General features: G+C 71.1%; 21 protein-coding genes. 8 read left to right on the plus strand and 13 right to left on the minus strand.

What is annotated here, in order from left to right; translation table 11 throughout:
* Positions 1-21 precede the first annotated feature (21 nt).
* Positions 22-393, plus strand: coding sequence for a DUF1844 domain-containing protein (locus ACIRHA_RS22075; protein WP_403848243.1), 372 nt, complete (start codon positions 22-24; stop codon positions 391-393).
* 44 nt (positions 394-437) lie between these two features.
* Here the strand turns inward: ACIRHA_RS22075 and ACIRHA_RS22080 are convergent, their stop codons facing one another.
* Positions 438-1,169, minus strand: coding sequence for an SseB family protein (locus ACIRHA_RS22080; RefSeq protein ID WP_403848245.1), 732 nt, complete (start codon positions 1,167-1,169; stop codon positions 438-440).
* Positions 1,170-1,264: 95 nt separating this feature from the next.
* On the opposite strand from ACIRHA_RS22080, the gene ACIRHA_RS22085 reads away from it, so the two are divergent.
* Positions 1,265-2,158, plus strand: a complete 894-nt coding sequence (locus ACIRHA_RS22085; RefSeq protein ID WP_403848248.1) for a serine hydrolase — start codon at positions 1,265-1,267, stop codon at positions 2,156-2,158.
* Here the strand turns inward: ACIRHA_RS22085 and mycP are convergent.
* On the minus strand, positions 2,142-3,302 hold the full coding sequence (gene mycP, locus ACIRHA_RS22090; RefSeq protein WP_403848251.1) for a type VII secretion-associated serine protease mycosin: 1,161 nt from the start codon (positions 3,300-3,302) through the stop codon (positions 2,142-2,144). The two genes, ACIRHA_RS22085 and mycP, sit on opposite strands and share 17 nt — an antisense overlap.
* Positions 3,303-3,307: 5 nt before the next feature.
* The gene (locus ACIRHA_RS22095; protein ID WP_403848254.1) at positions 3,308-4,399 is read right to left on the minus strand and encodes a hypothetical protein; all 1,092 of its coding nucleotides are present in this window, start codon (positions 4,397-4,399) and stop codon (positions 3,308-3,310) included.
* A gap of 874 nt (positions 4,400-5,273) precedes the next feature.
* On the opposite strand from ACIRHA_RS22095, the gene ACIRHA_RS22100 reads away from it, so the two are divergent.
* Positions 5,274-6,476 carry an amino acid deaminase/aldolase gene (locus ACIRHA_RS22100; protein ID WP_403848257.1) on the plus strand — a complete coding sequence of 401 codons (1,203 nt, stop codon included), beginning with the start codon at positions 5,274-5,276 and terminating at the stop codon, positions 6,474-6,476.
* 31 nt (positions 6,477-6,507) lie between these two features.
* Here the strand turns inward: ACIRHA_RS22100 and ACIRHA_RS22105 are convergent, their stop codons facing one another.
* The 4 genes from ACIRHA_RS22105 to ACIRHA_RS22120 are packed head-to-tail and all read right to left on the minus strand — an operon-like array spanning position 6,508 to position 11,404.
* Positions 6,508-7,806, minus strand: coding sequence for a haloacid dehalogenase-like hydrolase (locus tag ACIRHA_RS22105; RefSeq protein ID WP_403848260.1), 1,299 nt, complete (start codon positions 7,804-7,806; stop codon positions 6,508-6,510).
* Positions 7,807-7,849: 43 nt separating this feature from the next.
* The gene (locus ACIRHA_RS22110; protein ID WP_403848263.1) at positions 7,850-8,632 is read right to left on the minus strand and encodes a 3-oxoacyl-ACP reductase; all 783 of its coding nucleotides are present in this window, start codon (positions 8,630-8,632) and stop codon (positions 7,850-7,852) included.
* Between the two features lie 7 nt (positions 8,633-8,639).
* A complete protein-coding gene (locus ACIRHA_RS22115) occupies positions 8,640-10,004 on the minus strand; it encodes an aldehyde dehydrogenase family protein (RefSeq protein WP_403848266.1) in 1,365 nt (454 codons plus the stop codon).
* A gap of 35 nt (positions 10,005-10,039) precedes the next feature.
* Positions 10,040-11,404, minus strand: coding sequence for a glutamine synthetase family protein (locus ACIRHA_RS22120; RefSeq protein WP_403848269.1), 1,365 nt, complete (start codon positions 11,402-11,404; stop codon positions 10,040-10,042).
* Between the two features lie 205 nt (positions 11,405-11,609).
* Here ACIRHA_RS22120 and ACIRHA_RS22125 point away from each other — a divergent pair, with 205 nt between their 5' ends.
* Positions 11,610-12,308: a gamma-glutamyl-gamma-aminobutyrate hydrolase family protein gene (locus ACIRHA_RS22125; RefSeq protein ID WP_403848271.1), complete on the plus strand. Its 699-nt coding sequence runs from the start codon at positions 11,610-11,612 to the stop codon at positions 12,306-12,308.
* On the opposite strand, the gene ACIRHA_RS22130 is transcribed toward ACIRHA_RS22125, so the two are convergent.
* Both ACIRHA_RS22130 and ACIRHA_RS22135 read right to left on the minus strand, forming a co-directional pair.
* Positions 12,262-13,248 (minus strand): phosphotransferase family protein, encoded by a 987-nt coding sequence (locus tag ACIRHA_RS22130; RefSeq protein ID WP_403848274.1) that lies wholly within the window; start codon positions 13,246-13,248, stop codon positions 12,262-12,264. The genes ACIRHA_RS22125 and ACIRHA_RS22130 overlap by 47 nt on opposite strands.
* A 199-nt stretch (positions 13,249-13,447) precedes the next feature.
* Positions 13,448-14,383: a LysR family transcriptional regulator gene (locus tag ACIRHA_RS22135; RefSeq protein ID WP_403848276.1), complete on the minus strand. Its 936-nt coding sequence runs from the start codon at positions 14,381-14,383 to the stop codon at positions 13,448-13,450.
* Positions 14,384-14,453: 70 nt separating this feature from the next.
* Between ACIRHA_RS22135 and ACIRHA_RS22140 the strand changes: the two genes are divergently transcribed.
* Complete coding sequence (locus ACIRHA_RS22140; protein ID WP_403848279.1) at positions 14,454-15,578, plus strand: TDT family transporter; 1,125 nt, start codon at positions 14,454-14,456, stop codon at positions 15,576-15,578.
* Between the two features lie 52 nt (positions 15,579-15,630).
* On the opposite strand, the gene ACIRHA_RS22145 is transcribed toward ACIRHA_RS22140, so the two are convergent.
* The 4 genes from ACIRHA_RS22145 to ACIRHA_RS22160 all read right to left on the minus strand — a co-directional run bounded on the left by ACIRHA_RS22145 (position 15,631) and on the right by ACIRHA_RS22160 (position 20,948).
* On the minus strand, positions 15,631-16,341 hold the full coding sequence (locus ACIRHA_RS22145; RefSeq protein WP_403848282.1) for a helical backbone metal receptor: 711 nt from the start codon (positions 16,339-16,341) through the stop codon (positions 15,631-15,633).
* Between the two features lie 10 nt (positions 16,342-16,351).
* On the minus strand, positions 16,352-16,939 hold the full coding sequence (locus ACIRHA_RS22150; RefSeq protein ID WP_403848285.1) for a helix-turn-helix domain-containing protein: 588 nt from the start codon (positions 16,937-16,939) through the stop codon (positions 16,352-16,354).
* A 264-nt stretch (positions 16,940-17,203) separates the two neighbouring features.
* Positions 17,204-19,813, minus strand: coding sequence for an ABC transporter permease/substrate binding protein (locus ACIRHA_RS22155; RefSeq protein WP_403848288.1), 2,610 nt, complete (start codon positions 19,811-19,813; stop codon positions 17,204-17,206).
* Positions 19,806-20,948: a glycine betaine/L-proline ABC transporter ATP-binding protein gene (locus tag ACIRHA_RS22160; protein WP_403848291.1), complete on the minus strand. Its 1,143-nt coding sequence runs from the start codon at positions 20,946-20,948 to the stop codon at positions 19,806-19,808. Before ACIRHA_RS22160 ends, ACIRHA_RS22155 begins: the two co-directional genes overlap by 8 nt.
* A 301-nt stretch (positions 20,949-21,249) precedes the next feature.
* Here ACIRHA_RS22160 and ACIRHA_RS22165 point away from each other — a divergent pair, with 301 nt between their 5' ends.
* Genes ACIRHA_RS22165 through ACIRHA_RS22175 form a run of 3 tightly spaced genes read left to right on the plus strand, consistent with a single transcriptional unit; the run spans position 21,250 to position 24,059 of the window.
* The gene (locus ACIRHA_RS22165) at positions 21,250-22,158 is read left to right on the plus strand and encodes a 5'-3' exonuclease H3TH domain-containing protein (protein ID WP_403848919.1); all 909 of its coding nucleotides are present in this window, start codon (positions 21,250-21,252) and stop codon (positions 22,156-22,158) included.
* A gap of 50 nt (positions 22,159-22,208) precedes the next feature.
* Positions 22,209-23,042 (plus strand): siderophore-interacting protein, encoded by an 834-nt coding sequence (locus ACIRHA_RS22170; RefSeq protein WP_403848294.1) that lies wholly within the window; start codon positions 22,209-22,211, stop codon positions 23,040-23,042.
* 33 nt (positions 23,043-23,075) lie between these two features.
* The gene (locus ACIRHA_RS22175) at positions 23,076-24,059 is read left to right on the plus strand and encodes a pseudouridine synthase (RefSeq protein ID WP_403848297.1); all 984 of its coding nucleotides are present in this window, start codon (positions 23,076-23,078) and stop codon (positions 24,057-24,059) included.
* The last annotated feature ends 5 nt before the right edge of the window (positions 24,060-24,064 follow it).

Consider the following 24,064-nt stretch of genomic DNA (forward strand, 5'->3'; position numbering starts at 1 on the left):
GCGCGACATATCGTGGGGCCCATGAGTGACGCGACCCCCGCAACCGACAACCCCGGCGCCCCTGACTTCGAAGCGCTGACCCGAGACATCGCCGAGGTGCCCGCCGTAGAAGTCATCGTGACGGTCGCGGTGAACCTGATGAGCGCCGCCGCGGTGAAGCTCGGCCTCACCGAGGAGGGCGACGCCCACAAGGACCTCGACGAGGCGCGGAAGCTGATCCACGCCCTGGCCGGCCTGCTCGACGGCAGCGCCACGGAAATCAGCTCCTTCCACGCCGCTCCCCTCAAGGACGGCCTGAAGTCGCTGCAGCTCGCGTTCCGCGAGGCCTCCGTCGTGCCGGACGAGCCGGGCAAGGGCCCGGGCGAGAAGTACACGGGCCCTGTGTACGGCTGAGAATCAAATCAACGGGCTACGTACTACGTACGTAGCCGACGACATCACTGACGTACGTACAGGGGCTCGCCCGGTGGCGTCGCCTCGGTCGGCAGGAGTGCCAGATCGAGGCCACGCACCAGGCGGGCCCTCAGTGTTTCGTCGGCGGCGATGCGGCCGGCGAGGGCCTGGGCCGTGGCCTGGACGTCGGCGCCCGCGTCGAGGACCAGGGCCAGGGTGCCGTCCGCCTGGCCGGGACCCAGGTAGGCGCGGGCCACGGAGGGCTCGGCGGCGACCGCCGCGCGCGCCGCGTCCCTGACGGCCGGGTCGGCGAGCGGGTCGGCGTCGGTGCGGCCCTCCGCGAGGGCGTACAGGGCCGGGCCCGTCAGCTCGTACGGGACGGGACCCGCGACGTCGAGGACGACGGTGTCGGCCTTCTCGTGGGCCGCGGCCTGGAGCGCCTGGTGCAGCGGGACGGCCACCGGGCGGGCCTCGGGGTCCCACAGGGCGAGCGACTGGGTGGACGTGAAGGCGGGGAGCGCGGTGCGCTCGCCTGCCTTCAGTGTCGGGACCGCCATGTCCGACGTCTTCTCGCGGCGCAGGCCCTTCTCGTCCTCCTCGACCTCGCCGAGCACGGCGACCACGGGGACGAGCAGCCGGGTGCCCTTGAGCGCCGCCAGGACCGGGCCGTGGGCCGTGCGGTCCTTCGACCAGGCGGCCAGGGCCTCGGTCAGGTGCGGGTCCGCCGTACCGTCGTCGTCGGAGAAGCCGGGGTCGGGAATGTTCTTGTTCGCCACGTTCACCGAGCCTACCGAGCGGCCGGGGACGGATTCTCAGCGGACCCTGCGACGGGACCCATGGTCCGCACAGGGCGGCGACGGAGCATCGCGGCATGTCCCGCCGAACGAGAAGACGCGGCTTCGCCGCCACCGCCGTCGTACTCGCCGCCGCCGTCGGCGGCACTACGGTCTACACACAGACGAGGCCGCACGACGCCACCGCCCTCGTCTCGCACACCGCCTCCGCACAGAGGAGTCCCACGCCCGTGGACACCGTGGACAAGGACGCCGAGCTGGCCACGGCCGTGAAGGCGGCCGCTCAGGGGCACGACGGCGAGGTCTCCGTCGCCGTGTACGACGAGACGAGCGGGAACGGCGCCTCGTACGCGTCGGGGGACGGGACGTACGACACCGCGAGCATCGTGAAGGTCGACGTGCTCGCCGCCTTGCTGCTGCAGGCGCAGGACGCGGGACGGACGCTGACCGCGCAGGAGCGGACGTACGCCACCGCGATGATCGAGAACAGTGACAACGCCGCGGCGACCGCGCTGTGGGACGAGATCGGGCAGGCCGAGGGGCTCGACGCGGCGAACGAGCGGATGGGCCTGACGGACACCAGCGGCGGGGACGGAGCGTTGTGGGGTCTCACGCAGACGACCGCCGACGATCAACTCGCCCTGCTCAAGCAGGCGTTCGGGGTCGGTGACGATCTCGTGCTGAGCGCGGACTCGCAGGCGTACGTCCAAAAACTCATGGGGAACGTGGAGAGCGACCAGGTTTGGGGCGTGTCCGCGGCCGGGGGCGGGGATGCCGCGCTGAAGAACGGGTGGCTGCAGCGCAGCACGACCGGGCTGTGGGACATCAACAGCGTCGGGCGGGTCACCGTCGACGGGCAGCGGTACCTGGTCGCCGTGGTGTCCAACGGCAGCGCCGCCAAGGACGCCGGCATCGAGCTCGTCGAGAACGTGGCGAAGGCCGCCGTTCCGGTGGTCAGCGGCGACGCGTGAGGCGGTGGCCGCGCCACAGGTAGCCGGCCGCGCCGAGCAGCAGCACCCCGACGGTGCCGGCGAGCACTCCCGCCCAGGTGGCCAGGGAGCCGCCGGAGTCGTCGTCGGGTCCTGGGCCGAAGTACTTGTGGCCGTACGAGGCCGGGGCCAGGCGCTGCGGCTTCAGTTTCGCGCCCGCGGTGATCGCGGCGGCCGGGTCGACGAGGCCGAAGCCGCGGGAGTCGTCACGGCCGCCGGAGGGCGGGTCTTCGGCCGTGTCCTCCATGAGCTTCTTGATCTGCGCGGGACTCAGGCCGGGGTGGGCGCCCCGGGCCAGGGCGACGGCGCCGGACACGAACGCGGAGGCTGCGCTCGTCCCCCACGCCGAGTAGTACTTGCGGTCGGGGTCGGCCGTGACGATGCCGCGGCCCGGGGCGGCGACGGAGGCGTACCAGCGGCGGGTGGAGAACGAGGCGCGGGTGCCGGTCGAGTCGACGGCCGTGGCGGTGATGACGCCGGGGTACGCGGCCGGGTAGGAGGCTCGGTCGCCCTGCTCGCCGCCGTTGCCCGCGGAGGCGACGACGGAGACGCCCTTCTTCAGCGCGTACTGGACGGCCGCGTCCTCGCTCGCCTCGGGGTGGGCGGTGTTCGAGTCGTCGCCGAGGGACAGGTTGATGACGTCGGCGCCGTGGTCGGTGGCCCAGCGGATGCCGTCGGCCAGGGCGTTGCCGCGGGTCTCGCGGGCCTTCGCGCGGGACGGGTCGCCGTCCTCCAGGATCACCCGGACCGGCAGGATCTTCGCCTGCGGGGCCACGCCCATGACACCGTCGCCGTCGTCCTTGCCGTGCCCGTGGCCCACGATGATGCCGGCGATGGCGGTGCCGTGCCGGGCCCAGGGGCGGTCGCCGCGCTCGGCGCCGAAGCCGATGAGGTCCTTGCCGGGCAGCACGCTGCCCTTGAGGTCCGGGTGCTCGTCGTCGACGCCCGTGTCCAGGACGGCGACCGTGACGCCCTTGCCGCGCGTCGTCTTCCAGGCCTCGTCGGTGTGCAGCGCGGTGAGGCCCCACTGCTGGGCGCGGACCGAGTCGGCGTGGGCGACGGTGGCGGGGAGCAGCGCGAGGAGGGCCGCGGTGCCGGCCGCGGCGATCGTGTGGTGACGCTTCATGGCTGCTACTGCTCCGTGTCCCGGTCCGCGGTCTTCTTGACCGTCTTGCGCAGGTCGCGTTCGATCCGGTCGGCGACGCCCTGCGCGTCGTGGCCGAGTCCCGCTTGGGCGGGGGCGCTGGTGGCACCGGACTTCATGGCGTCGGCGGCCGGTTGCGGCTCGCTGACGGTGCGGCCGTCGGCGAAGCCGGAGACCGCGTAAACGACGACGGGGGCGTCGGTCAGGATGTTGATCGCCCAGGAGGCGCGCTGGCGGTCGCCGAACCCGGCGGCCAGGGTGTCCTTGGCGGCGTAGGGCCGGGGCATGAGGTCGTCGCGCCGGTCCAGGCCCTGCTCCATGAAGCGGGAGCGCAGCGCCTGCGTGGCCTCCGCGTCGGCCTTGGTGAACATCAGGCCGACCGTGGTGACGCTGCTCTGTGTGGCGTCGGTGTACGTGGCGCGCAGCAGACGCAGGCAGCCGGCCGAGCGCAGCGCCTTGTGCAGCAGCGGGTCGAAGGCGTTGGCACAGGTCGCGTCGGGGGCGACCGCTATCCGCGTCCAGGTGCGGTCGGCCCGGCCGGGGCCCGCGCCTTCGCCCTTGAGCGTGCGCGGGAACAGCTGGTCGACGGGGACACCGTGCCAGAGCTGGCCCGCCTCGCGGTACGCGGTCTGCACGGACGGCGGGCCGCTGTCGTCGCCGGTGAGCAGGGTGCCGGTCGTGGCGCCGCCGAGCAGGCCGAGACCGAGCACGAGGCAGGCCGCGATGGCCGCGGTCCGCGGTGTGAGGCGGGGGCCGACGGGGCGCAGGAGCGTGGTGCTGTCGTCGTAGTGGTCCGGACGCGCGAGCCGTACGAAGGGCCGGCCGGCGGTTTCGGGGCGCGGCGTCAGGTCGACCGCGCCGACGGGACGCCGCGGCGGCTGAGGCGGAGGCGGAGGTATGGGCGGCACCCCCGCCGCGCCGGGCGCCGGAGACGATGCCGCGGGCGGTGCCGCAGGCGCGGGGGGCGTGACGGGCGGCGCCGCGGGCGCGGGCGGCACGGGGCGCAGCCGGGTGGTGGACTCGGCGGGGGCTTCCTTCGACGCACCGGGGGCGACGGGCGGAAGCGGTGCGCCGGGCACCGGTTCGGAAGCGGACGACGGACCGGGGGCTCCGTCGGAGACAGGACGTGGGGCGGGCGCCTGAGCAGAAACGGACGACGCACCAGGAGCCCCAGCAGAAACAGACCGCGAGCCGGACGCCTGAGCGGGAGCAGGCGGCGCACCAGGAGCCCCAGCAGAGACAGACAGCGAGCCAGAGGCCTGAGCGGGAGCGGGCGGCGCACCGGGAGTCCCTGCAGAAACAGACCGCGAGCCAGGCGCCTGAGCGGAAACGGACGACCCACCAGGAGCCCCAGCAGAGACAGACCGCGAGCCAGAGGCCTGAGCGGGAGCAGGCGGCGCACCGGGAGTCCCGGCAGAGGCAGGACGTGGGGCGGGCGCCTCAGCGGGAGCGGGGCGTTGTGCAGGTGGGGTTTCGGGGGGAAGGGGGATGCCGGAGCTCTTCGTCTGAGGGTGCCGGGGGCCGTCGTCCGGGGTTCGCGGCGAAGCCGTCGGCTTCTCCCCCTTGTTGGCCGGCGGCGGGCCGTCGGGCAGGCGGGAGGACGCGCTCGGCGGCGGCGGGGACGCGGGGGACGAAGACGACGAAGTCCGGGGCGACGGAGTGGCCGAGGGCGGCGAAGGCGTCCGGGGCGACGGGGCGGCCGGGGCCGGCCGCGGAGGTGTGGGGGGCAACGGTGGGGCCGTGGGGGGAAGTTCGGTGGAGGGGGGCGGCGTCGTGGGGCGCGGAGGGACGCGTCGGGCTTCCGTGCTCATGCCTCCCCCGTCTCCTCAAGCCAACGTGCGCGTCACTCTAACGGGCCCGACCAGGTCAACGCGTACTCCGCACACGGGATCGACCGATCCATCACCATCCGTCCCCCTACCCTGCGGTAATCCTGTCTGGCAGGCTTCGGCCATGACACCGCGCGCCGCCGATCGGGCCCGGTACGACCGGGCCACCGCTCATCTCGACGCCCCACTGGCGATCGTGGACCTGGACGCGTTCGACGCCAACGCCGACGACCTGGTGCGCCGGGCCGCCGGAAAGCCGATCCGCGTCGCCAGCAAGTCCGTGCGCTCCCGCGCCCTGTTGGAACGGGTGCTCGCGAGGCCGGGCTTCGCCGGGATCATGTCGTTCACCCTCGCCGAGTCGCTGTGGCTCGCGCGGTCCGGGTTCGACGACGTACTCCTCGCCTACCCCTCCGCCGACCGCTCCGGCTTCGCGGAGCTCGCGCACGACCCGAAGCTGGCGGCGGCCGTGACCGTGATGGTCGACGATCCGGCGCAGCTCAGGCTGATCGACGGCGCGCGGGACGGGGGCCGCGAGGAGATCCGGGTCTGCGTGGAACTGGACACCTCGTGGCGCACCCTCGGCGGCCGGGTCCGCGTCGGCGCTCTCAGGTCCCCCCTGCGTACGCCCGCCCAACTCGCCGACCTGGCCCGCGTCGTGACCCGCCGCCCCGGCTTCCGGCTCGCGGGGATCATGGCGTACGAGGGTCATGTGGCGGGCGTCGGGGACTCGCTGGCGGGGCGTCCGGTGCGCTCGCGGGCGATCCGGCTGATGCAGGCCGCCGCCCGCAAGGAGCTGGCGGTGCGGCGGGCGGAAGTGGTGCGGGCCGTGCGGTCCGTGGCGCCGGACCTGGAGTTCGTCAACGGGGGCGGCACGGGGAGCGTGCAGCACACGGCGGCGGAGGCGGCCGTGACCGAGATCGCGGCGGGCTCAGGGCTCTACGTCCCGCGGCTCTTCGACAACTACACGTCGTTCACGGGGCGTCCGGCCGCACTGTTCGCGCAGCCCGTGGTGCGCAGGCCGGGCGTCGGTGTCGTCACCGTGCTCGGCGGTGGCTATCCGGCCTCGGGCGCGCCCGGCGCGGACCGGCTTCCGGTGCCGTATCTGCCGGAGGGCCTGCGCTACGACGCGCAGGAGGGCCCCGGCGAAGTACAGACGCCGCTGCTCGGTTCGGCAGCCGACGATCTGCTCATCGGGGACAAGGTGTGGTTCCGGCACGCGAAGGCCGGGGAGCTGTGCGAGCGGTTCGAGACGCTGCACCTGGTGTCGGGCGACCGGATCGTGGAGACCGTGCCGACGTACCGGGGTGAGGGCTACGCGTTCCTGTAACCCCCACCCACCGACGCAGGGCTCAGTGGGCTCAGAAGATCGAGTCCACCTGGTCGGGGACGACCGAACCGTCGTCCCTGAGCAGCGGTCCGAAGCCGCCCTCCGGCTTGTTGTACCCGGCCGTTGAGCACGGGTACGTACCCGTCTTCTGCGGCAGCGGCTCGATGAACATCGGGTTGGCAACCCAGCGTCCGTCGGCGTTGTCGTAGGCCCGGCACATGACCTCGGGCTTGTTGCGGTTGAGGACGAGGTGCGCGCCGGTCGCGTCGCCGACGAAGGTCACGTCGGTGTCGGCGTCACCGCCGCCGAGCGCGATGCGCTTGTCCCAGCGCTGCTTCTCCCAGGCCGACTTCCCCTTGATGTGGAAGATGTCCTGGTTGATCCAGCAGCGCTTGCCGTCGATGTACGGGATGGCCTCGCCCTGGTTCACACCGACGCCGCCGCAGCCCTCGTTGTACGTGGTGATGCGGCCCTCGCGGTCGAGGATCGAGCGGATGGCGATGGTGTGCTTACGGTCGATGCCGACGCCGCGCGACCACACCTCGGTCACCGGCTCGGACCCGGCCGACACGATGTAGACGTCGAAGCCGGCCCGTTGCAGCGTACGGATCAGGTCGCGCTGCTGGTCGTAATAGCGCACGTAGCCGGGGATGGTGTGCGTGCCCAGCTTCTGCGTGGAGCCGACGGGTGCGGCGAGCGCCTCGGCGCGGGCCGCGGCGGCGTACGACTCCAGTTCGGGCACGGTGTGGCCCGCGAACAGCTGAGGCACCCAGGCGTACTGGGGCACGGTGCGGCGGTGGTTCCACTCGCCCGCGAAGGCGGCGGCGCCGCTCATCGTCTTTCCGGACTCACGGATGTTGAAGATCTCGTCCGTGCAGTCGGTGTCCGTGGACGTGGGCAGCGGGGCGCCCACCGGGACGTCCGTGCCGCAGGCGGCGGTCAGCGCCTTGTCGGCGTCGTCGGTCATCCACTTGCTGGTCTTCTTCCAGCTCGCGGGCCGCAGGATCTTGTCGTGCTTGAGCGACCAGGCGATGGTCGCGTCGGTGACGTCGTTCTTGCTGACGGTGTTGTCCCAGTCGAACGCGGCGACGGGACGGGGGCCCTTGTGCCCACCGCAGATTCCCCGTTCGTCGATCATGCGCTGGAGCTTGGCCCGGTTCTGGCCGTACCAGGGCAGCTTCTTCGACAGCTGGGGGCAGTTGGCGGAGGCACTCTGTCCTGAGGAGGACTGTGCGGACGTGGCGGCGGCCGCAGGTGTGGTGAGGCTCGCGGCCGCCATGAGGGCGGCGGCCGCGACCGAGGTCCACGCGGCAACATGTCTGTTACGCATGTGAGTGGACCGTACACGCGTGAGCGCGTTGCTCACAGGGTTCTCACGCCGGTGTCACGTACGCCCCCGAGATCCCGCCATCGACCAGGAAGTCGGTGGCGTTCACGAACGCCGCGTCGTCGCTGGCGAGGAAGGCGACGGCCGCCGCGATCTCCGTCGCCTCGGCGAACCGACCGACCGGAATGTGCACGAGGCGGCGCGCCGCCCGCTCCGGATCCTTGGCGAACAGCTCCTGGAGAAGCGGGGTGTTGACGGGCCCGGGACACAGTGCGTTCACTCGGATGCCCTCCCTCGCGAACTGCACGCCCAGCTCGCGGGACATCGCGAGGACGCCGCCCTTGGACGCGGTGTAGGAGATCTGCGAGGTGGCGGCGCCCATCCGGGCCACGAACGACGCCGTGTTGATGATGGAGCCCCTCCCCTGGCGCCGCATGTACGGAATGGCCGCCTTGCAGCACAGGTACACGGACGTCAGGTTGACCTCCTGGACCCGCTTCCAGGCCTCCAGGCCGGTGTCGAGGATCGAGTCGTCGTCGGGCGGCGAGATGCCCGCGTTGTTGAAGGCGATGTCGACGCTGCCGTAGGTGTCGTACGCGGTCCTGAACAGCGCCTCGACCTGCTCGGCGTCCGTGACGTCAACCTGGACGAAGGTGCCGCCTGCGTCCTCGGCAGCCTTCTTGCCGGCGCTCTCGTCGATGTCGCCGCAAACGACGTGCGCACCCTCGGAGGCGAGCCGGCGCGCCGTGGCGAGGCCGATGCCGCTGCCGGCGCCGGTGATGACGGCGGTGCGGCCGACGAGGCGGCGGCAGATGATCTCTTCGCTCATAGGGTGCTCAGGCCTCCGTGCTTTCCGTGCTGATGAAGACGTTCTTGGTCTCGGTGAACGCGGCGAGGGCGTCGGGGCCGAGTTCGCGCCCGAGTCCGGACTGTCCTTGGCCGCCGAAAGGGGTCCAATAGCGCACTGCCGAGTGCGAGTTGACGGACAGGTTCCCGGCGCGGACGGCCCCCGAGACACGCAATGCGCGGCCCACGTCGCGGGTCCAGATCGAGCCGGAGAGCCCGTAGTCGGTGGCGTTCGCGAGGCGCACGGCGTCCGCCTCGTCGTCGAAGGGGAGGACGACGGCGACCGGGCCGAAGACCTCCTCGACGGCGGCGCGCGCGTCGGGGGCGGCGGCGGTGAGGACGGTGGGCGGGAACCAGAAGCCGGGACCCTGCGGGGCCGCGCCCCTGATCGCGGGCTCGCACAGCGGGACGTAGGACCGCACCCGTTCCAGCTGTGCCTTGGAGATGAGCGGCCCCATCTGCGTCTTCTCGTCGGACGGATCGCCGACGAGGACCGACTCCACGGCCGGGGCGAGCAGCTCCAGGTACCGCTCGTACACGGACCGCTGTACGAGGATGCGGGTGCGGGCGCAGCAGTCCTGGCCGGAGTTGTCGAGGAACGACATGGGGGTGGCGAGGGCCGCGGCCTCGACGTCCGCGTCGGCGAACACGATGTTCGGGCTCTTGCCGCCGAGTTCGAGGGTCACGCGCTTCACGCGGTCGGCGCACTTGGCCATGACCTGCTTGCCGACGCGGGCGGAGCCGGTGAACACGATCTTGGCCACGCCCGGATGCTCGACGAGGGCGTCCCCCGCGACCGGCCCCTCCCCCGGCAGCACCTGGAAGAGGCCCTCGGGAAGCCCTGCCTCCAGGGCGAGTTCGGCGAGCCGCAGGGCGGTCAGCGGGGTCGTCTCTGCGGGCTTGAGGAGCACCGCGTTGCCCGCCGCGAGGGCCGGGGCCGTGCCCCAGGCGGCGATCGGCATCGGGAAGTTCCACGGCGCGATGACGCCGACGACGCCGAGCGGTTCGAGGAGCGTGACGTCGAGGCCGCCGGCCACCGGGATCTGGCGCCCCGTCAGCCGCTCGACGCCACCGGCCGCGTACTCCAGCAGATCGCGTACGTTGCCGGCCTCCCAGCGGGCGTTGCCGATGAGGTGACCCGCCTCGCGGACCTCCAACTGGGCGAGTTCTTCGAGGTGTTGGTCGACGGTGGCGGCGAAGCGGCGCAGCAGGCGGGCCCGGTCGGCGGGGGCGGCGGCGGCCCAGGCGCGCTGGGCGCCGGTGGCGCGGGCGACGGCGGTGTCGACGTCCTCGCGGGTGGCGGGCGGGACGGTGGCCACGAGCTCTTCCGTGGCAGGGTTCAGTACGTGCAGCAAAGCGGTCCCTTTCACAGCCTCTCGAATCCCCGGCTTCACAGCCGCTCGAATCCCCTGCGGAGTTCCCAGTCGGTCACGGCGGCGTCGTACGCGTCGAGCTCGACGCGCGCCATGTTGCGGTAGTGGGCGACGACCTCGTCGCCGAAGGCGGCCTGGGCGAGGGGGCTGTTCTCCCAGAGCTCGGCGGCCTCGCGCAGCGTGGACGGGACGTGCGCGTAGTCGGCGGTGTAGGCGTTCCCGGCGCAGGCCTCGGGGAGTTCCAGCTTGTTCTCGACCCCGTACAGGCCCGCCGCCACGAGCCCGGCGACGGCGAGATACGGGTTGACGTCGCCGCCCGGGAGCCGGTTCTCGAAGCGGGTCGAGCGGCCGTGGCCGACGACGCGCAGCGCGCAGGTGCGGTTGTCGTGACCCCAGGCGACGGCGGTCGGCGCGAAGGACCCCGGCTGGAACCGCTTGTACGAGTTGATATTGGGCGCGTAGAGCAGCGAGAAGTCCCGCAGCGCGGCGAGCTGACCGGCGAGGAAGTGCCGCATGAGCTCCGACATGCCGTGCCCGCCGGAGCCGGCCATGACGTTCGTGCCATCGGAATCGGCGAGCGAGAGATGAATGTGGCAGGAGTTCCCCTCCCGCTCGTTGTACTTCGCCATGAAGGTGAGCGAGCAGCCCTCCTGCGCGGCGATCTCCTTGGCGCCGGTCTTGTAGATCGCGTGCTGGTCGCAGGTGGCGAGGGCCTCGGCGTAGCGGAAGGCGATCTCGTGCTGCCCGGGATTGCACTCCCCCTTCGCGGACTCGACGGTGAGCCCCGCGCCCGCCATTTCATTGCGGATGCGGCGCAGCAGCGGCTCGATGCGGCCGGTGCCGAGGACGGAGTAGTCGATGTTGTACTGATTGGCCGGCGTAAGGGACCGGTAGTTGGCGTCCCAGGCCTGCTCGTACGTGTCCTTGAAGACGATGAACTCGAGTTCGGTGCCGACCTGCGCGGTGAGCCCGAGCTCGGCGAGGCGCTCCAGCTGGCGGCGCAGGATCTGCCGGGGCGCGGCGACGACCGGGGAGCCGTCGTCCCAGGCGAGGTCGGCGGTGAGCATGGCCGTGCCCGCGTTCCACGGGACGCGGCGCAGGGTGGACAGGTCGGGGCGCATGGCGAAGTCGCCGTAGCCACGGTCCCAGGACGACATCGCGTAGCCGTCGACGGTGTTCATCTCGGTGTCGACGGCGAGCAGATAGTTGCAGCCCTCCGTGCCGTGCTCGAGGACCTCGTCGAGAAAGAAGCGGGCGGCGAAGCGTTTGCCCTGGAGGCGGCCCTGCATGTCGGGGAACGCCAGGACCACGGTGTCGATCTCTCCGCTTCCGACGAGGGCGTGCAGTTCCTCCACGGTCAGCGGGGATGTGCGGTCTGCCACGGGAAGATCCTCCTCAGGTCAACCGGAACCACAACGTAATCGCCGGGCCGCCACCAGGGAAGCAGCCACGGGGCACGCCGAGTGGACACTGCCCCGGTGGCGCTGCCCGCATGCTGAACGGCCCGGTGGCGTGCGCCGTGATCTCGTACGCTCGGGTGGCTCGGGACGTACGGCATCGGGGAACGGCATCGGGGAGCGCGACACCATGGTGAGCAGGCCGCTGATCGGCATCAGCACCTACCTGGAGAGCAAGGCCAGTTGGGGCATCTGGGAGCTGCCCGCGGCGCTGCTGCCCGTCGGCTACCCGCGGCTCGTGCAGGAGTCCGGCGGGCTCGCCGCCATGACACCCCCGGACGACCCGAAGCACGCGCCGTCGGTGGTGGCCCGGCTCGACGGGGTGATCGTGGCGGGCGGCCCCGATGTGGACCCGGGCCGGTACGGCGCCGAACGCGACCCGCGCACGGGTCCGGCCGCCGGGGACCGGGACACCTGGGAACTCGCCCTGATCCGGGCCGCGTTGACGTCCGGTACGCCGCTGCTCGGCATCTGCCGCGGCATGCAGCTGCTCAACGTCGCCCTCGGCGGCACGCTCACGCAGCACATCGAGGGCCACGTCAAGGAGACGGGCGTCTTCGGCACCCACACCGTCACTCCGGTGCCGGGCACCCGCTACGGCGACCTCGTCCCGGAGCCCGCCGAGGTCCCGACCTACCACCACCAGGCGGTCGACCGCCTCGGCAGGGGCCTGGTCGCCTCGGCCCACGCGGACGACGGCACGGTGGAGGCGGTCGAACTCCCCGGCATGTCCTGGGTGATGGGCGTGCAGTGGCACCCCGAGATGGGCGAGGACGCGCGGGTCACGGAAGGTCTGGTACGGGCCGCGGGTACGCCGCACGGTTTCTGAGCCGGGTCCGCAGCCAGGCCAGGGCGGCGGCGCCCTGCGCGCGCTGGAACGGCCGCAGGGTGGGCAGGCCGGGTGGGGCGGGCCGGGCAGCGTGCTCCAGGAAGAACCCGGCGAGCGCGGCGAGCGTCCGCGTGACACCCTCCGGGTCGGCCGCGCGCCCCAGCGGATGCCCCGTGAAGCCCTCTTCCGGATCGGGCCCGCCCTGCGCCCGGACGCACGGCAGCATGAACAGCAGATCGAACCAGGGAGCGGCCCGCAGGGCGTGCGGCCAGTCGACGAAGACGACGTCGTGCTCGGTGAGCAGAATGTTGTCGGCACGCAGATCGGCGTGCGCGAGCGTGTCGCCGGACGCGAACCCGCGCCAGGGCGCGGCGAGTTCGGCAAGCCACTCGACGTTGCCGACGGCCCACGGATCAAGGCCCGCGTCCGCCACCCGCCCCTCGTCGAGCAGCACCCGCCAGCCGTTGAAGCGCTCGCCGAACTCCTCACCGACGGCGCGCACGGGGAACGGGGCGGGCGTGAGAACCCGGGCCAGCTCCCCCACACCATCCAGCACCCGCGCCAACTCCCCCTCCTGCCAAGGCACATGGGGCTGCCGCCCCGCCACGTCCTCGAAGGCGAGGGCGACCCAGGTCCCGTCGTCGTACGCGCCGAGCAGACGCGGAGCGGGCACCCCGACCGGCAGCGCCGCGGCATTGCGCGCCTCCCGGCGATGCATCCGGGGACTGACCGGGTTCACCTCGGCACTCACAGCCTTGACGAACGCCCGCCGCCCATCGTCGAGCACGACCCGCGCGGCGACCCCGGGCGAGAACCCCCCGGACTGCGTCACGGCCTCCACGACCGCAGCCCCGAGCACGTCCTCGACCCCGACACGGACAGGACCAGGAAGCGCACTCCATGGGGTACGCACACCGGCGGCGGAAGGCGCTGACGTCATGAAGCGATGGTGCCGCCGCCGAACAACGGCCCGCCACTCGATTTCAACCGCCCTCTCGGCGACAAGTGCCCCATTCAAGCGGTCTCGACGACAAGCACACACCCTGGCGGCCTCGGCGACGAGTGCCCCATTCAAGCCCCTGCGGCGATTGAGCAGCGGGGTCCGGGGCAGCGCCCCGCGACCGGGAGCCGGACGAGGCTCACCCGGACCGGGTCAGCGACAGCAAATCCCGCGCCGGGCCGACAGGCCGATGCCCCGTCGGCCACACCGCCCGCAACTCCCTCGCCAACCCCACCCCCTCCAACGGAATCTCCACAAGCCGCCGAGCGGCAAGCTCCTCCCCCACCGCCAACTCGCTTAGCACGGAGGGCCCCGCCCCACTCACCGCCGCCGACTTCACCGCGGTCGTCGACGACAGCTCGATCAACGGCCGCGCAAGCCCACCGAGCGCCGCGTCCAGGACCTGCCGTGTCCCCGACCCCTCCTCCCGCAGAATGAGCGGGGTGACGGCCAACTCCCCCGCGGCCAGCGGCTTGCGGCGACGCGCCCACGGATGCCCCGGCGCCGTCACCACGATCAGCCGGTCGTGCGCGATGACCGCCGAATCGAGCCCCGCGGGAACCGTGCGCCCCTCCACGAACCCGAGGTCCGCCTCACCCCCGAGCAGCCGCTCCGCGACCGCCGTCGAGTTCCCCGCGAGCAGCGACACCGCCGTGTCGGGCCGCTCGGCGCGCAGCGCGATCAGCCAACGCGGCAGCAGATACTCGGCGATCGTCATGCTCGCCGCCACCCGCAGCCGCGAGTCCCGCCGGTCCCGCAGCGCGGAGGCCCCCGCGTCGAACTGCTCGGCCGCCTCCACGATGGGCCGGGCCCAGTCCGTGACGAGCGCCCCGCTGTCGGTGAGCCGCGAGCCGCGCGGCGAGCGGTCGACGAGGGCGAGCCCCAGCTGCCGCTCCATCGACCTGATCCGGCTGCTCGCGGCGGGCTGCGTAATGCCGAGGGCGCGGGCGGCCGCGCCGAGGCTGCCGAGCCGGGCCACCGCGAGCAGCAGTTGCAGCGCGCCGAGTTCGGGCACGCGGTGCGCGAGCCCCGCGTCCGGCGCCTGCTCCGTGATCCCTGTCCGCTCGTGGCTCATAAGGCCAGGTTATGCCCTCATAGCGAGATCGTCCCTGGTGGGGGCCGATGGCCGGCGGGACCGTAGAACCATGGTCACCGCCGCCCACCCCGCACCTCGCCCCCGCTCCCTCCCGCTCCCCGCCTCCGGCGTCCGCGCCGCCGTCCGCCAACTCGGCCCGAACTGGTACGCCTCCGTCATGGGCACCGCGATCATCGCCAACGCGGGCGCCACGCTGCCCGTGCACCTAGCAGGCCTGCGCACCGGCCTCACGGTGATGTGGGCCCTGTCGTTCGTGCTGCTCCTCGTTCTCCTCGGAGCCCGCGCCCTGCACTGGGCTCACCACCGGGACCGGGCCAGGGAGCAGCTGCTCGACCCGACGGTCGCACCGTTCTACGGCTGCCTGTCGATGGCGCTCCTCGCGGTGGGCGCGGGCACGGTACTCGTGGGGCAGGACTGGATCGGTGTCCGGGCGGCGATCACCGTGGACGCCGTGCTGTTCGTGGCCGGCACCGTCGTCGGCCTGGCCGCGGCGGTCGCCATCCCGTACCTGATGGTGGTCCGCCATCGCATCGCCGCCGACGAGGCCTCGCCGGTGTGGCTGCTGCCGGTCGTGGCGCCGATGGTGTCCGCGGCCGTGGGGCCCCTGCTGCTGCCGCACCTGCCGGCCGGGCAGGCGCAGCAGACCCTGTTGTTCGCCTGTTACGCCATGTTCGGCCTCAGCCTGCTCGCGACCCTGGTCATGCTGCCGGTGATCTTCGCGCGGCTCGTCACGGCGGGCCCGCTGCCGCTGCTGCTGACGCCGACGCTGTTCCTCGTGCTCGGTCCGCTGGGCCAATCGACGACCGCGGCCAACAAGTTCGCCGACGTCGCGGGCGGCGTACTCCCCGCCTCGTACGCCCACGGCTTCACCGCGTTCGCCGTCCTGTACGGGGTGCCGGTGATGGGGTTCGCCCTGATGTGGCTGGCGCTCGCCCTCGCGATGGTGCTGCGGGCTCGCCGCCGGGGTATGGGGTTCGCGATGACGTGGTGGGCGTTCACGTTCCCCGTCGGCACGTGTGTGACGGGGGCGGAGGGGCTGGGCAGGCACACGGGGCTCGTGGTGTTCGACGGCCTCGCGGTCGTGCTTTACGTGGGGTTGGTGGGGGTCTGGGTGGTCGCCGCGGTTCGCACGGTGTGCGGGCTTCTCGGCGGGCGGCTTCTGGCGGCACCGTGATGTTTACGGTCGGCCGTCCGCCGCTCCGGGGCTCTGCCCCGGGCCCCGCTGCTCAATCGCCGCAGGGGCTTGATAGATCAAGCCCCGCCGCTTCCACCAACGACGGTCCGTACCAAGTGAGATGGCGGCCGCTGACCAGTGCGGTCGGTGTCTCGAAGCATTCCGGGCCGTCGTCCTCCGTGAAGCGGTACGGCTCGTCCGGGAGGATCACCACGTCCGGGTTCCGGGCGCGGAGTTCGTCGAGGGTGATGCGCGGATAGCGCTCGGCGTGGCCCGCGTACAGGTTGTCGACGCCGAGCCGGGCCAGGAGGTCCCCCGCGAAGGTGTCCCGGCCGAGCACCATCCACGGCCGCCGCCAGATCGGCACGACGGCCGTCGACCGGCGCCCGGGCGCGGGGAGTCGGGCCCAGGCGGCCTCCGCCTCGTCCAGCCACCGCGGCCGCGCCGCCGCCCCGCACGCCCGTAGCACCCGGTCCAACTCCCGTACGGCCTGCGGCAGTTCACGTACCTCGGTGACCAGCACCTCGACGCCCGCCGCACGCAGGTCGGCGATGTCGCCCGGCCGGTTCTCCTCCTCGTTGGCGACGACCAGGTCCGGACGCAGCGCGACAACCGCGCGCACATCGGGGTTCTTGGTGCCGCCGATCCGGGCCACGTCGAGATCCGCCGGATGGGTGCACCAGTCGGTCGCGCCGACGAGCACACCGGGGAGCGTCACGGCGACGGACTCGGTCAGGGACGGCACGAGCGAGACGACACGCACGGCGGCGGGCCTACTTCGGGCCCGGCTCGTCGACCGCGTCGATGTGCTCGGCGACCGCCACGACGACCACGCGCGCGTCCGGCACGGTCGCCCGCCACCGGTGCCGCACGCCGCCCGTCAGGTACAAGGTGTCACCGCGGACGAGCCGGTACGCGCGTCCCTCCGCCTCGACTTCGACGGCGCCCTGGGTGACATGCATCAGCACGTCGTTGCGGAGCTGGAACTCGCGGCCCGGATCGTGGTCGCCGACGAACTCCTGGGCGTGCATCTGGTGGTGGCCGCGGACCAGCGACCGTACGACGAACCCGTCCGCGTCCTCCGGAGCACCGCTCTCCACGGAGGTGTCGTCCGCGCGCACCAGGTCCACGGTGCGGGCCGGGTCGGCGGCGGCGAGGAGCTCGACCGCGGTGGTGCCGAGCGCGTCGGCGACCTTCTCCAGGGAGCGGCGGCTGGGCCGTGCCCGCTCGTTCTCGACCTGGCTGAGGAACGGCACCGACAGGCCGCTTCGCCCGGCGACGGCCGACAGGGTCAGTTCGAGGGAGCGACGGCGGCGCCGGACGGCCGCGCCCACGCGAAGTGATTCCTTGTGTTCGTCCATGACTTCCGCTCCCTCCCACCGGTTGCCCTGTGCGTTTCCCTGTTCATGCGCCCGGTTCTTCATGCGCCCGGTTCTTCATGCGCCCGGTTCTTCATGCGCCCGGTTCTTCATGTGCCCGATTCGTTTGAATGCACCCTACGCATGTTCACCCCGCGGTTTCATGTGAGCGCGGGAAACGCCGTGAGGGGCGGGCTCCCTCTCGGGAACCCGCCCCTCACGAACGGTCACGCCTCAGAAGGCGGTCAGGAAGAAGTCAGGAAGAGGTCAGGAAGAGGTCATCCGCTTCTCGACGTCCTGGTGACTCTTGAGCCACGTGGCGACCGCGGCCTCCTCGTGTCCCTGACCCTGCTTCGTGATCTCGGACTCCAGGCTCGCCAGCTCGCCCTCGCTCATCTTGAAGTTCTTGAACCACTTCGTGAGCTGCGGGTACTTGCTGGGGAACTCCTTGTTGGCGATGGTGCGGATCTTGTCGCCCGGACCCCACGCCTTCTTCGGGTCCTTGAGCTTGGTCAGCTTGTAGTCGTTGTACGCCCAGTGCGGCGACCACAGCACGACCGCGATCGGCTCCTTCTTGGCGTACGCGCGCTTGAGCTGCGCCAGCATCGCCGGCGTGGAGCCGTCGACGACCTTGTACTCCTTGTCGAGGCCGTAGGCGGGCAGTACGTCCTTCTTCAGCAGGCTCATCTCGCCGGTACCGGCCTCGATACCGATGATCTTGCCGTCGAAGAGCTTCGACTTGCCCTTCAGGTCCTCGTAGGACTTGACGCCCTTCACGTAGGACGGAACAGACACTTCAAGGGAGGTCGGGCTGTACCAGCTGCCCAGGTCCTTGAGGTTGTTCTTGTTCTTGTCCCAGTAGTTGGACTGGGCGTGCGGCAGCCAGGCGTCGAAGTTGACGTCGAGGTCACCACTGGCCAGGCCGGTGTAGACCGGGCCGACGTCCATCTGCTTCAGGTTGAGCTTGTAGCCCTTCTTCTCCAGAACGTTCTTCCAGAGGTGCGTGACCGCGATGTCCTCGTCCCAGGGGAACCAGGCGACGTTCACGGGGCGCTTGGCCTCGGCCGGAGTCCCCTGCTTGACCGGGGCCACCTTGTTGACGAAGCCGGGGTTCTTCTTCAGCCACGCCTTGACGGCGTCCGGCTGCTTGCCCTTGCCGACCTTGTTGATCTCGGCCTCAAGACTCGTGAGCTGCTTCTCGCTCATCTTGAAGTTCTTGACCCACTTGTTGACCTCGGGGAAGTCCTTGCCGAAGCCCTTGCGGGCCAGCGAGTGCACCCCGTCACCCTTGCCCCAGGCACCCTTGGGGTCCTTGAGCTTGGTGAGCTTGTAGTCGTTGTACGCCCAGTGCGGCGACCACAGCGGAACGACGATCGGCTTCTTCGCGGCGTAGGCACGCTTCAGCTGCGCCAGCATGGCCGGCGTGGAGCTGTCGACGACCTTGTACTCCTTGTCGAGGCCGTACGCCTTGAGGACCTTGCTCTTCAGCAGCTGCATCTCGCCGGCGCTGGCCTCGATGCCGGTGATCTTGCCACCGAACTTGTCGGCCTGGCCCTTCAAGTCCTCCATGGACTTGATGTCCTTCATGTACGAAGGCACGGCCAGTTCGAGGGACGTGGGCCCGTACCAGGAACCCAGGTCCTCAAGCTGCTTGCCGTACTTCTTCCAGTACTGCGCGTGCGTCGTCGGCAGCCACGAGTCGGTCTGGAAGTCGACACTGCCGTCGGCGAGCGAGGTGTAGAGGGGGCCGGCGTCGAACTGCTTGGTCTCGACGTCGAAGCCGCGCTGCTCGAGGATCTCCTTCCACAGGAACGTCGAGGCGACGCCCTCGTCCCACGGGATGTAACCGATGGAGATCTTCTTGCCCTGACCCACGTTCGTGGACGCTGCGGTCGGGGAACCGCCGGTGCTGGTCTGGCCGAACATGCCCATGCCGCCCGCGACCAGCGCGAGGACGACGACTCCGACCACGGCGACGGCCGGGCGGGGACGGTAGGACCAGATCTTCAGGCCGTGCGTGGCCCGCAGCTTGTTGAGTGCGCGGCGGCCCAGCGGGGAGACCTGCTGACCGAGCGAGCTGGTCATGCGGTCCAAGTAGACCGCCAGGATCACGATCGAGATACCGGCCTCGGCACCCAGACCGACGTTCAGCTGACCGATGGCCTCGTTGACCGAGCCACCGAGTCCGCCGGTACCGACCATGCCCGCGATCGCGGCCATCGACAGACCCAGCATGATGACCTGGTTGACGCCCGCCATGATCGTCGGCAGGGCGAGCGGCAGCTGCACGCGCCACAGCGTATTGCTGGGCTTGGTACCGAACGCGTCGGCCGCCTCCACCAGTTCCTTGTCGACCTGCCGGATACCCAGCTCGGTCATGCGCACGCCCGGCGGCACCGCGAAGATCAGCGTCGCGACGATTCCGGCCGGGGCACCCGAACCGAAGAACAGAATGGCGGGGATCAGGTAGACCATCGCCGGCAGCGTCTGCATCAGGTCGAGGACCGGACGGAACAGATTGCTGACCCGGCTGGAGCGGGCCGCCCAGATACCGAGCGGCACGCCGATGATGAGCGCGATGACCGTCGACACGAGGACGAGCGACAGCGTCAGCATCGCGTCGTCCCACAGCTCCAGGTTCTGGATGAACCAGAACCCGACGAAGGCCAGGACGGCGCCCACGGTGCCGCGCAGCCAGAACGCGATCACGGCGAAGATGCCCGCCAGCAGAAGCGGCTCGGGCGCCTGCAGAACGTCGCTCAGGCCGTTGTAGACACCGTTGAAGATGTCCTCGAAGAAGCCGAACAGCCAGTCGAGGTGGGTCAGCATCCACTGGACGATGCTGTTGACCCAGTCACCAAAGGGGATCCTAGGCACCGGCATTCACCTTCTCCGCCGGCTCGTCGCCCTCGCCACGCGGCGACGGGACGGCGTCCTTCTTGTCCTTCGTGAGGCCGGCGGCCTCACCGTTCGTACCGTTCTCGACGGTCTTCATCGGCTCGCCGAGCACGGCGAGCAGCCGCTCGCGCGGCACCACACCGACGAGCTCGCCCTCGTCGTCCACGACGGCGACGGGTATCTCGCTCGTCGAGCACGGCGTGAACAGGTCGATGATTTGCGCGTCCTGGTGGACCTTCGCCGGGGCGTCGTCCATGTCGTAGCCGTCTTCGGCGTCGGCCATGATCGCGCTCGCGCTCAGCACGCGGGAACGGTCGACGTCCTGGGTGAAGGAGGCCACGTAGTCATTGGCCGGCGTGACGAGGATGTCCTCCGCCGAGCCGATCTGGACGATCCGACCATCGCGCATGACCGCGATGTTGTCGCCCAGACGCATCGCCTCGTTGAGGTCGTGCGTGATGAAGACGATCGTCTTCTTCAGCGTCTTCTGCAGCTCAAGGAGCTGGTCCTGCATGTCACGCCGGATCAGCGGGTCGAGCGCGCTGAACGACTCGTCCATCAGCAGCAGATCGGCATCGGTGGCGAGCGCGCGGGCCAGGCCCACACGCTGCTGCATACCGCCGGACAGCTCGTCGGGGAAGGACTTCTCCCACCCTTCGAGGCCGGCGAGACGCAGCGCCTCGGTCGCCCGCTCCTCGCGCTCGGCGCGCGGAACGCCCTGCACCTCCAAGCCGTAACCCGCGTTCTCCATCACGGAGCGGTGCGGGAACAGCGCGAAGTGCTGGAACACCATGCTGATCTTGTGGGAGCGCACCTCGCGCAGCTCCTTGGGAGCCAGCGCCGTCAGGTCCTGCCCGTCGAAGCGCACGTGTCCGGCGGTGGGCTCCAGGAGTCCGTTCAGCATCCGCAGGAGCGTGGACTTACCGGATCCCGACAGACCCATGACGACGAAGATCTGGCCGGACTCCACCGTGAACGACGCGTCGATCACGGCGGCGGTGGTTCCTTCGGCGCGCAGCTCCTCACGATCCACACCGTTACGGAGCTTCTCCACACCCTCATCGGGTTGTCTGCCGAACACCTTGTACAGGTCTTCGGCTTCAAGCCTGGACACATACACCTCTCGGGTCGAAACAACACGGCCCGCCTCCCCCGCCGGCGGGCCGTAGAGCGATACGGATCCGTCCGCTTGACCGGTCCGTCCTCAATAGTTGAAGTACGGACCGGCACCGCTCCGTGGCCGCGCCTGCCCCCGTTTATCCGAAACAAACGGGGGAGTTACCCAGTTCACAGCATGTTCACTCATACTGTTCGCATCCTTACGGTCGGTGACTGTCAGTGGCGTGCGGCATGATGCGAACGTGACCCAGACGACATCCACGACAGGATCGGCGGACCGGACGGACCACCGCCTGATGCTGCTCGACACCGCATCTCTGTACTTCCGGGCCTACTTCGGGGTTCCGGACTCCGTGAAGGCCCCGGACGGCACCCCGGTGAACGCGGTGCGCGGGCTCCTCGAATTCATCACCCGCCTCGTGCACGACCACCGCCCCACGCACCTGGTGGCGTGCATGGACGCGGACTGGCGCCCCCAGTGGCGCGTCGACCTCATCCCTTCGTACAAGGCGCACCGCGTCGCCGAGGAGACTCCCGCCGGCTCGCCGGACGCGGAGGAGATCCCCGACACGCTCTCCCCTCAGGTCCCGGTCATCGAGGCCGTGCTCGACGCGGTGGGCATCGCGCGCGTGGGCGTGGAGGGGTACGAGGCGGACGACGTGATCGGTACGTTCACGGGGCGGGCCGAGGTGCCGGTCGACATCGTCACCGGCGACCGCGACCTCTTCCAGCTGGTCGACGACAAGCTGGAGCGGCGCGTGCTGTACCCACTGAAGGGCGTCGGCACGCTGCAGGTGACGGACGAGGACCTGCTCCGCGAGAAGTACGGGGTGGACGGCTCCGGGTACGCGGACATGGCACTGCTGCGCGGCGACCCGAGCGACGGGCTGCCGGGCGTGCCCGGCGTCGGCGAGAAGACGGCGGCGAAGCTGCTCGCGCAGTACGGGGACCTGGCCGGGATCATGGCGGCCGTCGACGACCCGAAGTCGAAGCTGACGCCGACACAGCGCAGGCGGCTCGACGAGGCGCGCCCGTACCTGGCGGTGGCACCGAAGGTGGTGCTGGTCGCCGGGGACGTACCGCTGCCGGAGGTGGACACGGCACTGCCGCGCGAGCCGCACGACTCCGCGGCCCTCGACGAGTTGGCGGCCCGCTGGGGCTTGGGAGGTTCTTTGCAGCGCCTCCTCAGCACCCTCTCAGAATGAGGTGTTAGCTTAGGTATACCTAACTAATAGTGGATCGAGGGAGACCGCCCATGGCCGAGCGCCCCGCACGCCCGCCCCGCAAGGCCCGCTCCGCACAGGTCGTGCGCGCCGAGAGCCTCACACCCCACATGCGACGGGTGGTGCTCGGCGGCGAAGGGCTCGCGGACTTCCCGCAAGAGCTCGAACACACCGACCACTACGTGAAGTTGCTCTTCGCGCCGGCCGGGGTGACGTACGAAGAACCCTTCGACGTGGCCAGGATCCGCGAGGAGCTGCCCCGCGACCAGTGGCCCGTGACGCGTACGTACACGGTGCGCGCCTGGGACCCGCAGGCACTGGAGCTCACCCTCGACTTCGTGGTGCACGGCGACCAGGGCCTGGCAGGGCCGTGGGCCGCGGGCGTCGAAGGGGGCGAGACCATCCACATGATGGGCCCCGGCGGCGCCTACCACCCCGACACCACGGCGGACTGGCACCTCATCGCCGGTGACGAGAGCGCCCTGCCGGCGGTCGCCGCCGCCCTCGAAGCGCTGCCCGAGGGCACGCGGGCACACGCCTTCATCGAGGTGGAGGGCCCCGAGGAGGAGCAGAAGATCGACTCCCCCGTCGAGGTCACCTGGCTGCACCGCGCGGGCCGCCCGGTCGGCCAGGCGCTGATCTCCGCGGTGACCGGGCTCGACTTCCCCGAGGGCCGCCCGCATGTGTTCGTGCACGGCGAGGCGGGCTTCGTGAAGGAGCTGCGCCGCCATCTGCGCGTCGACCGCGCGATCCCGCGCGAGGACCTGTCGATCTCCGGCTACTGGCGCCTCGGGCACAACGAGGACGGCTGGCAGGCCTCGAAGCGCGACTGGAACGCGCAGGTGGAGGCCGAGCAGGAGGCCTGATCCCGCGCCTCCGCCGCCGTACCCTTTCTCCCTGTGAGAAGACGCAAGCGCCCCGCCCCGCCGCCCTCCCCGCTCGCGCAGCGTGCAGGCATCGACGCCGTCCGCGTACGGATGCCGGAGGGCGGGCCGGGGCGCACCGTGCGGGATCACCTCGTGCAGCGGCTTCCCGCCGAGGACACGGTGATCGACCGGATGATCGCGCAAGGGGCGTTCGTGACCGCGGACGGGCGCCCGGTCACCGCCGACAGCCCCTACGAGGCGGGCGGCACCGTGTGGTTCCACCGGGAGCTCGCGCCCGAGGTCCCCGTGCCGTTCCCCGTCGAGGTCGTGTACCGCGACGAGCACATCGTGATCGCCGACAAGCCGCACTTCCTCGCCACGACGCCGCGCGGCAGCCATGTCACCGAGACCGCGCTCGCCCGGCTCCGCCGCGACCTCGGCATCGAGCGGCTGAGCCCGGCCCACCGCCTCGACCGCCTCACGGCCGGGCTCGTCCTGTTCGTGGTGCGGCCCGAGGAGCGCGGCCGCTACCAGACCCTGTTCCGCGACCGCCTGGTCACCAAGGAGTACGAGGCGGTGGCCGCGTACGACCCGCGGGTGGAGCTCCCCGTCACCCTGCGCGGCCGGATCGAGAAGGAACCGGGAAGGCTCGCCGCGTTCGAGGTGCCGGGCGGTGAGCCGAACGCCGAGAGCCGCATCGAACTCGCCCAGCGCAAGGGCGACTTGGCGCTGTACCGCCTCACCCCGCACACCGGTCGCACGCACCAACTGCGTGTCCACATGAACCGCGTCGGCCTGCCGATCCTCGGCGACCCGCTCTTCCCGGAAGTCGCCGACCGCGCGGCGGACGACGACTTCCGGCGCCCCCTCCAACTCCTGTCCCGGTCACTGGAGTTCACGGACCCGGTGACCGGCCGCGAGCACCGCTTCGTGAGCCGGAGGGAACTCACGGCCTGGACCGCGTACGAGCGGTGGGACCGGGGGCCGGGCAAGGAAACCGGCTCACTCACCGATTGAGGAAC

This window comes from Streptomyces sp. NPDC102360, assembly GCF_044766085.1.
In the GTDB taxonomy this organism is placed as follows: Bacteria; Actinomycetota; Actinomycetes; order Streptomycetales; family Streptomycetaceae; genus Streptomyces.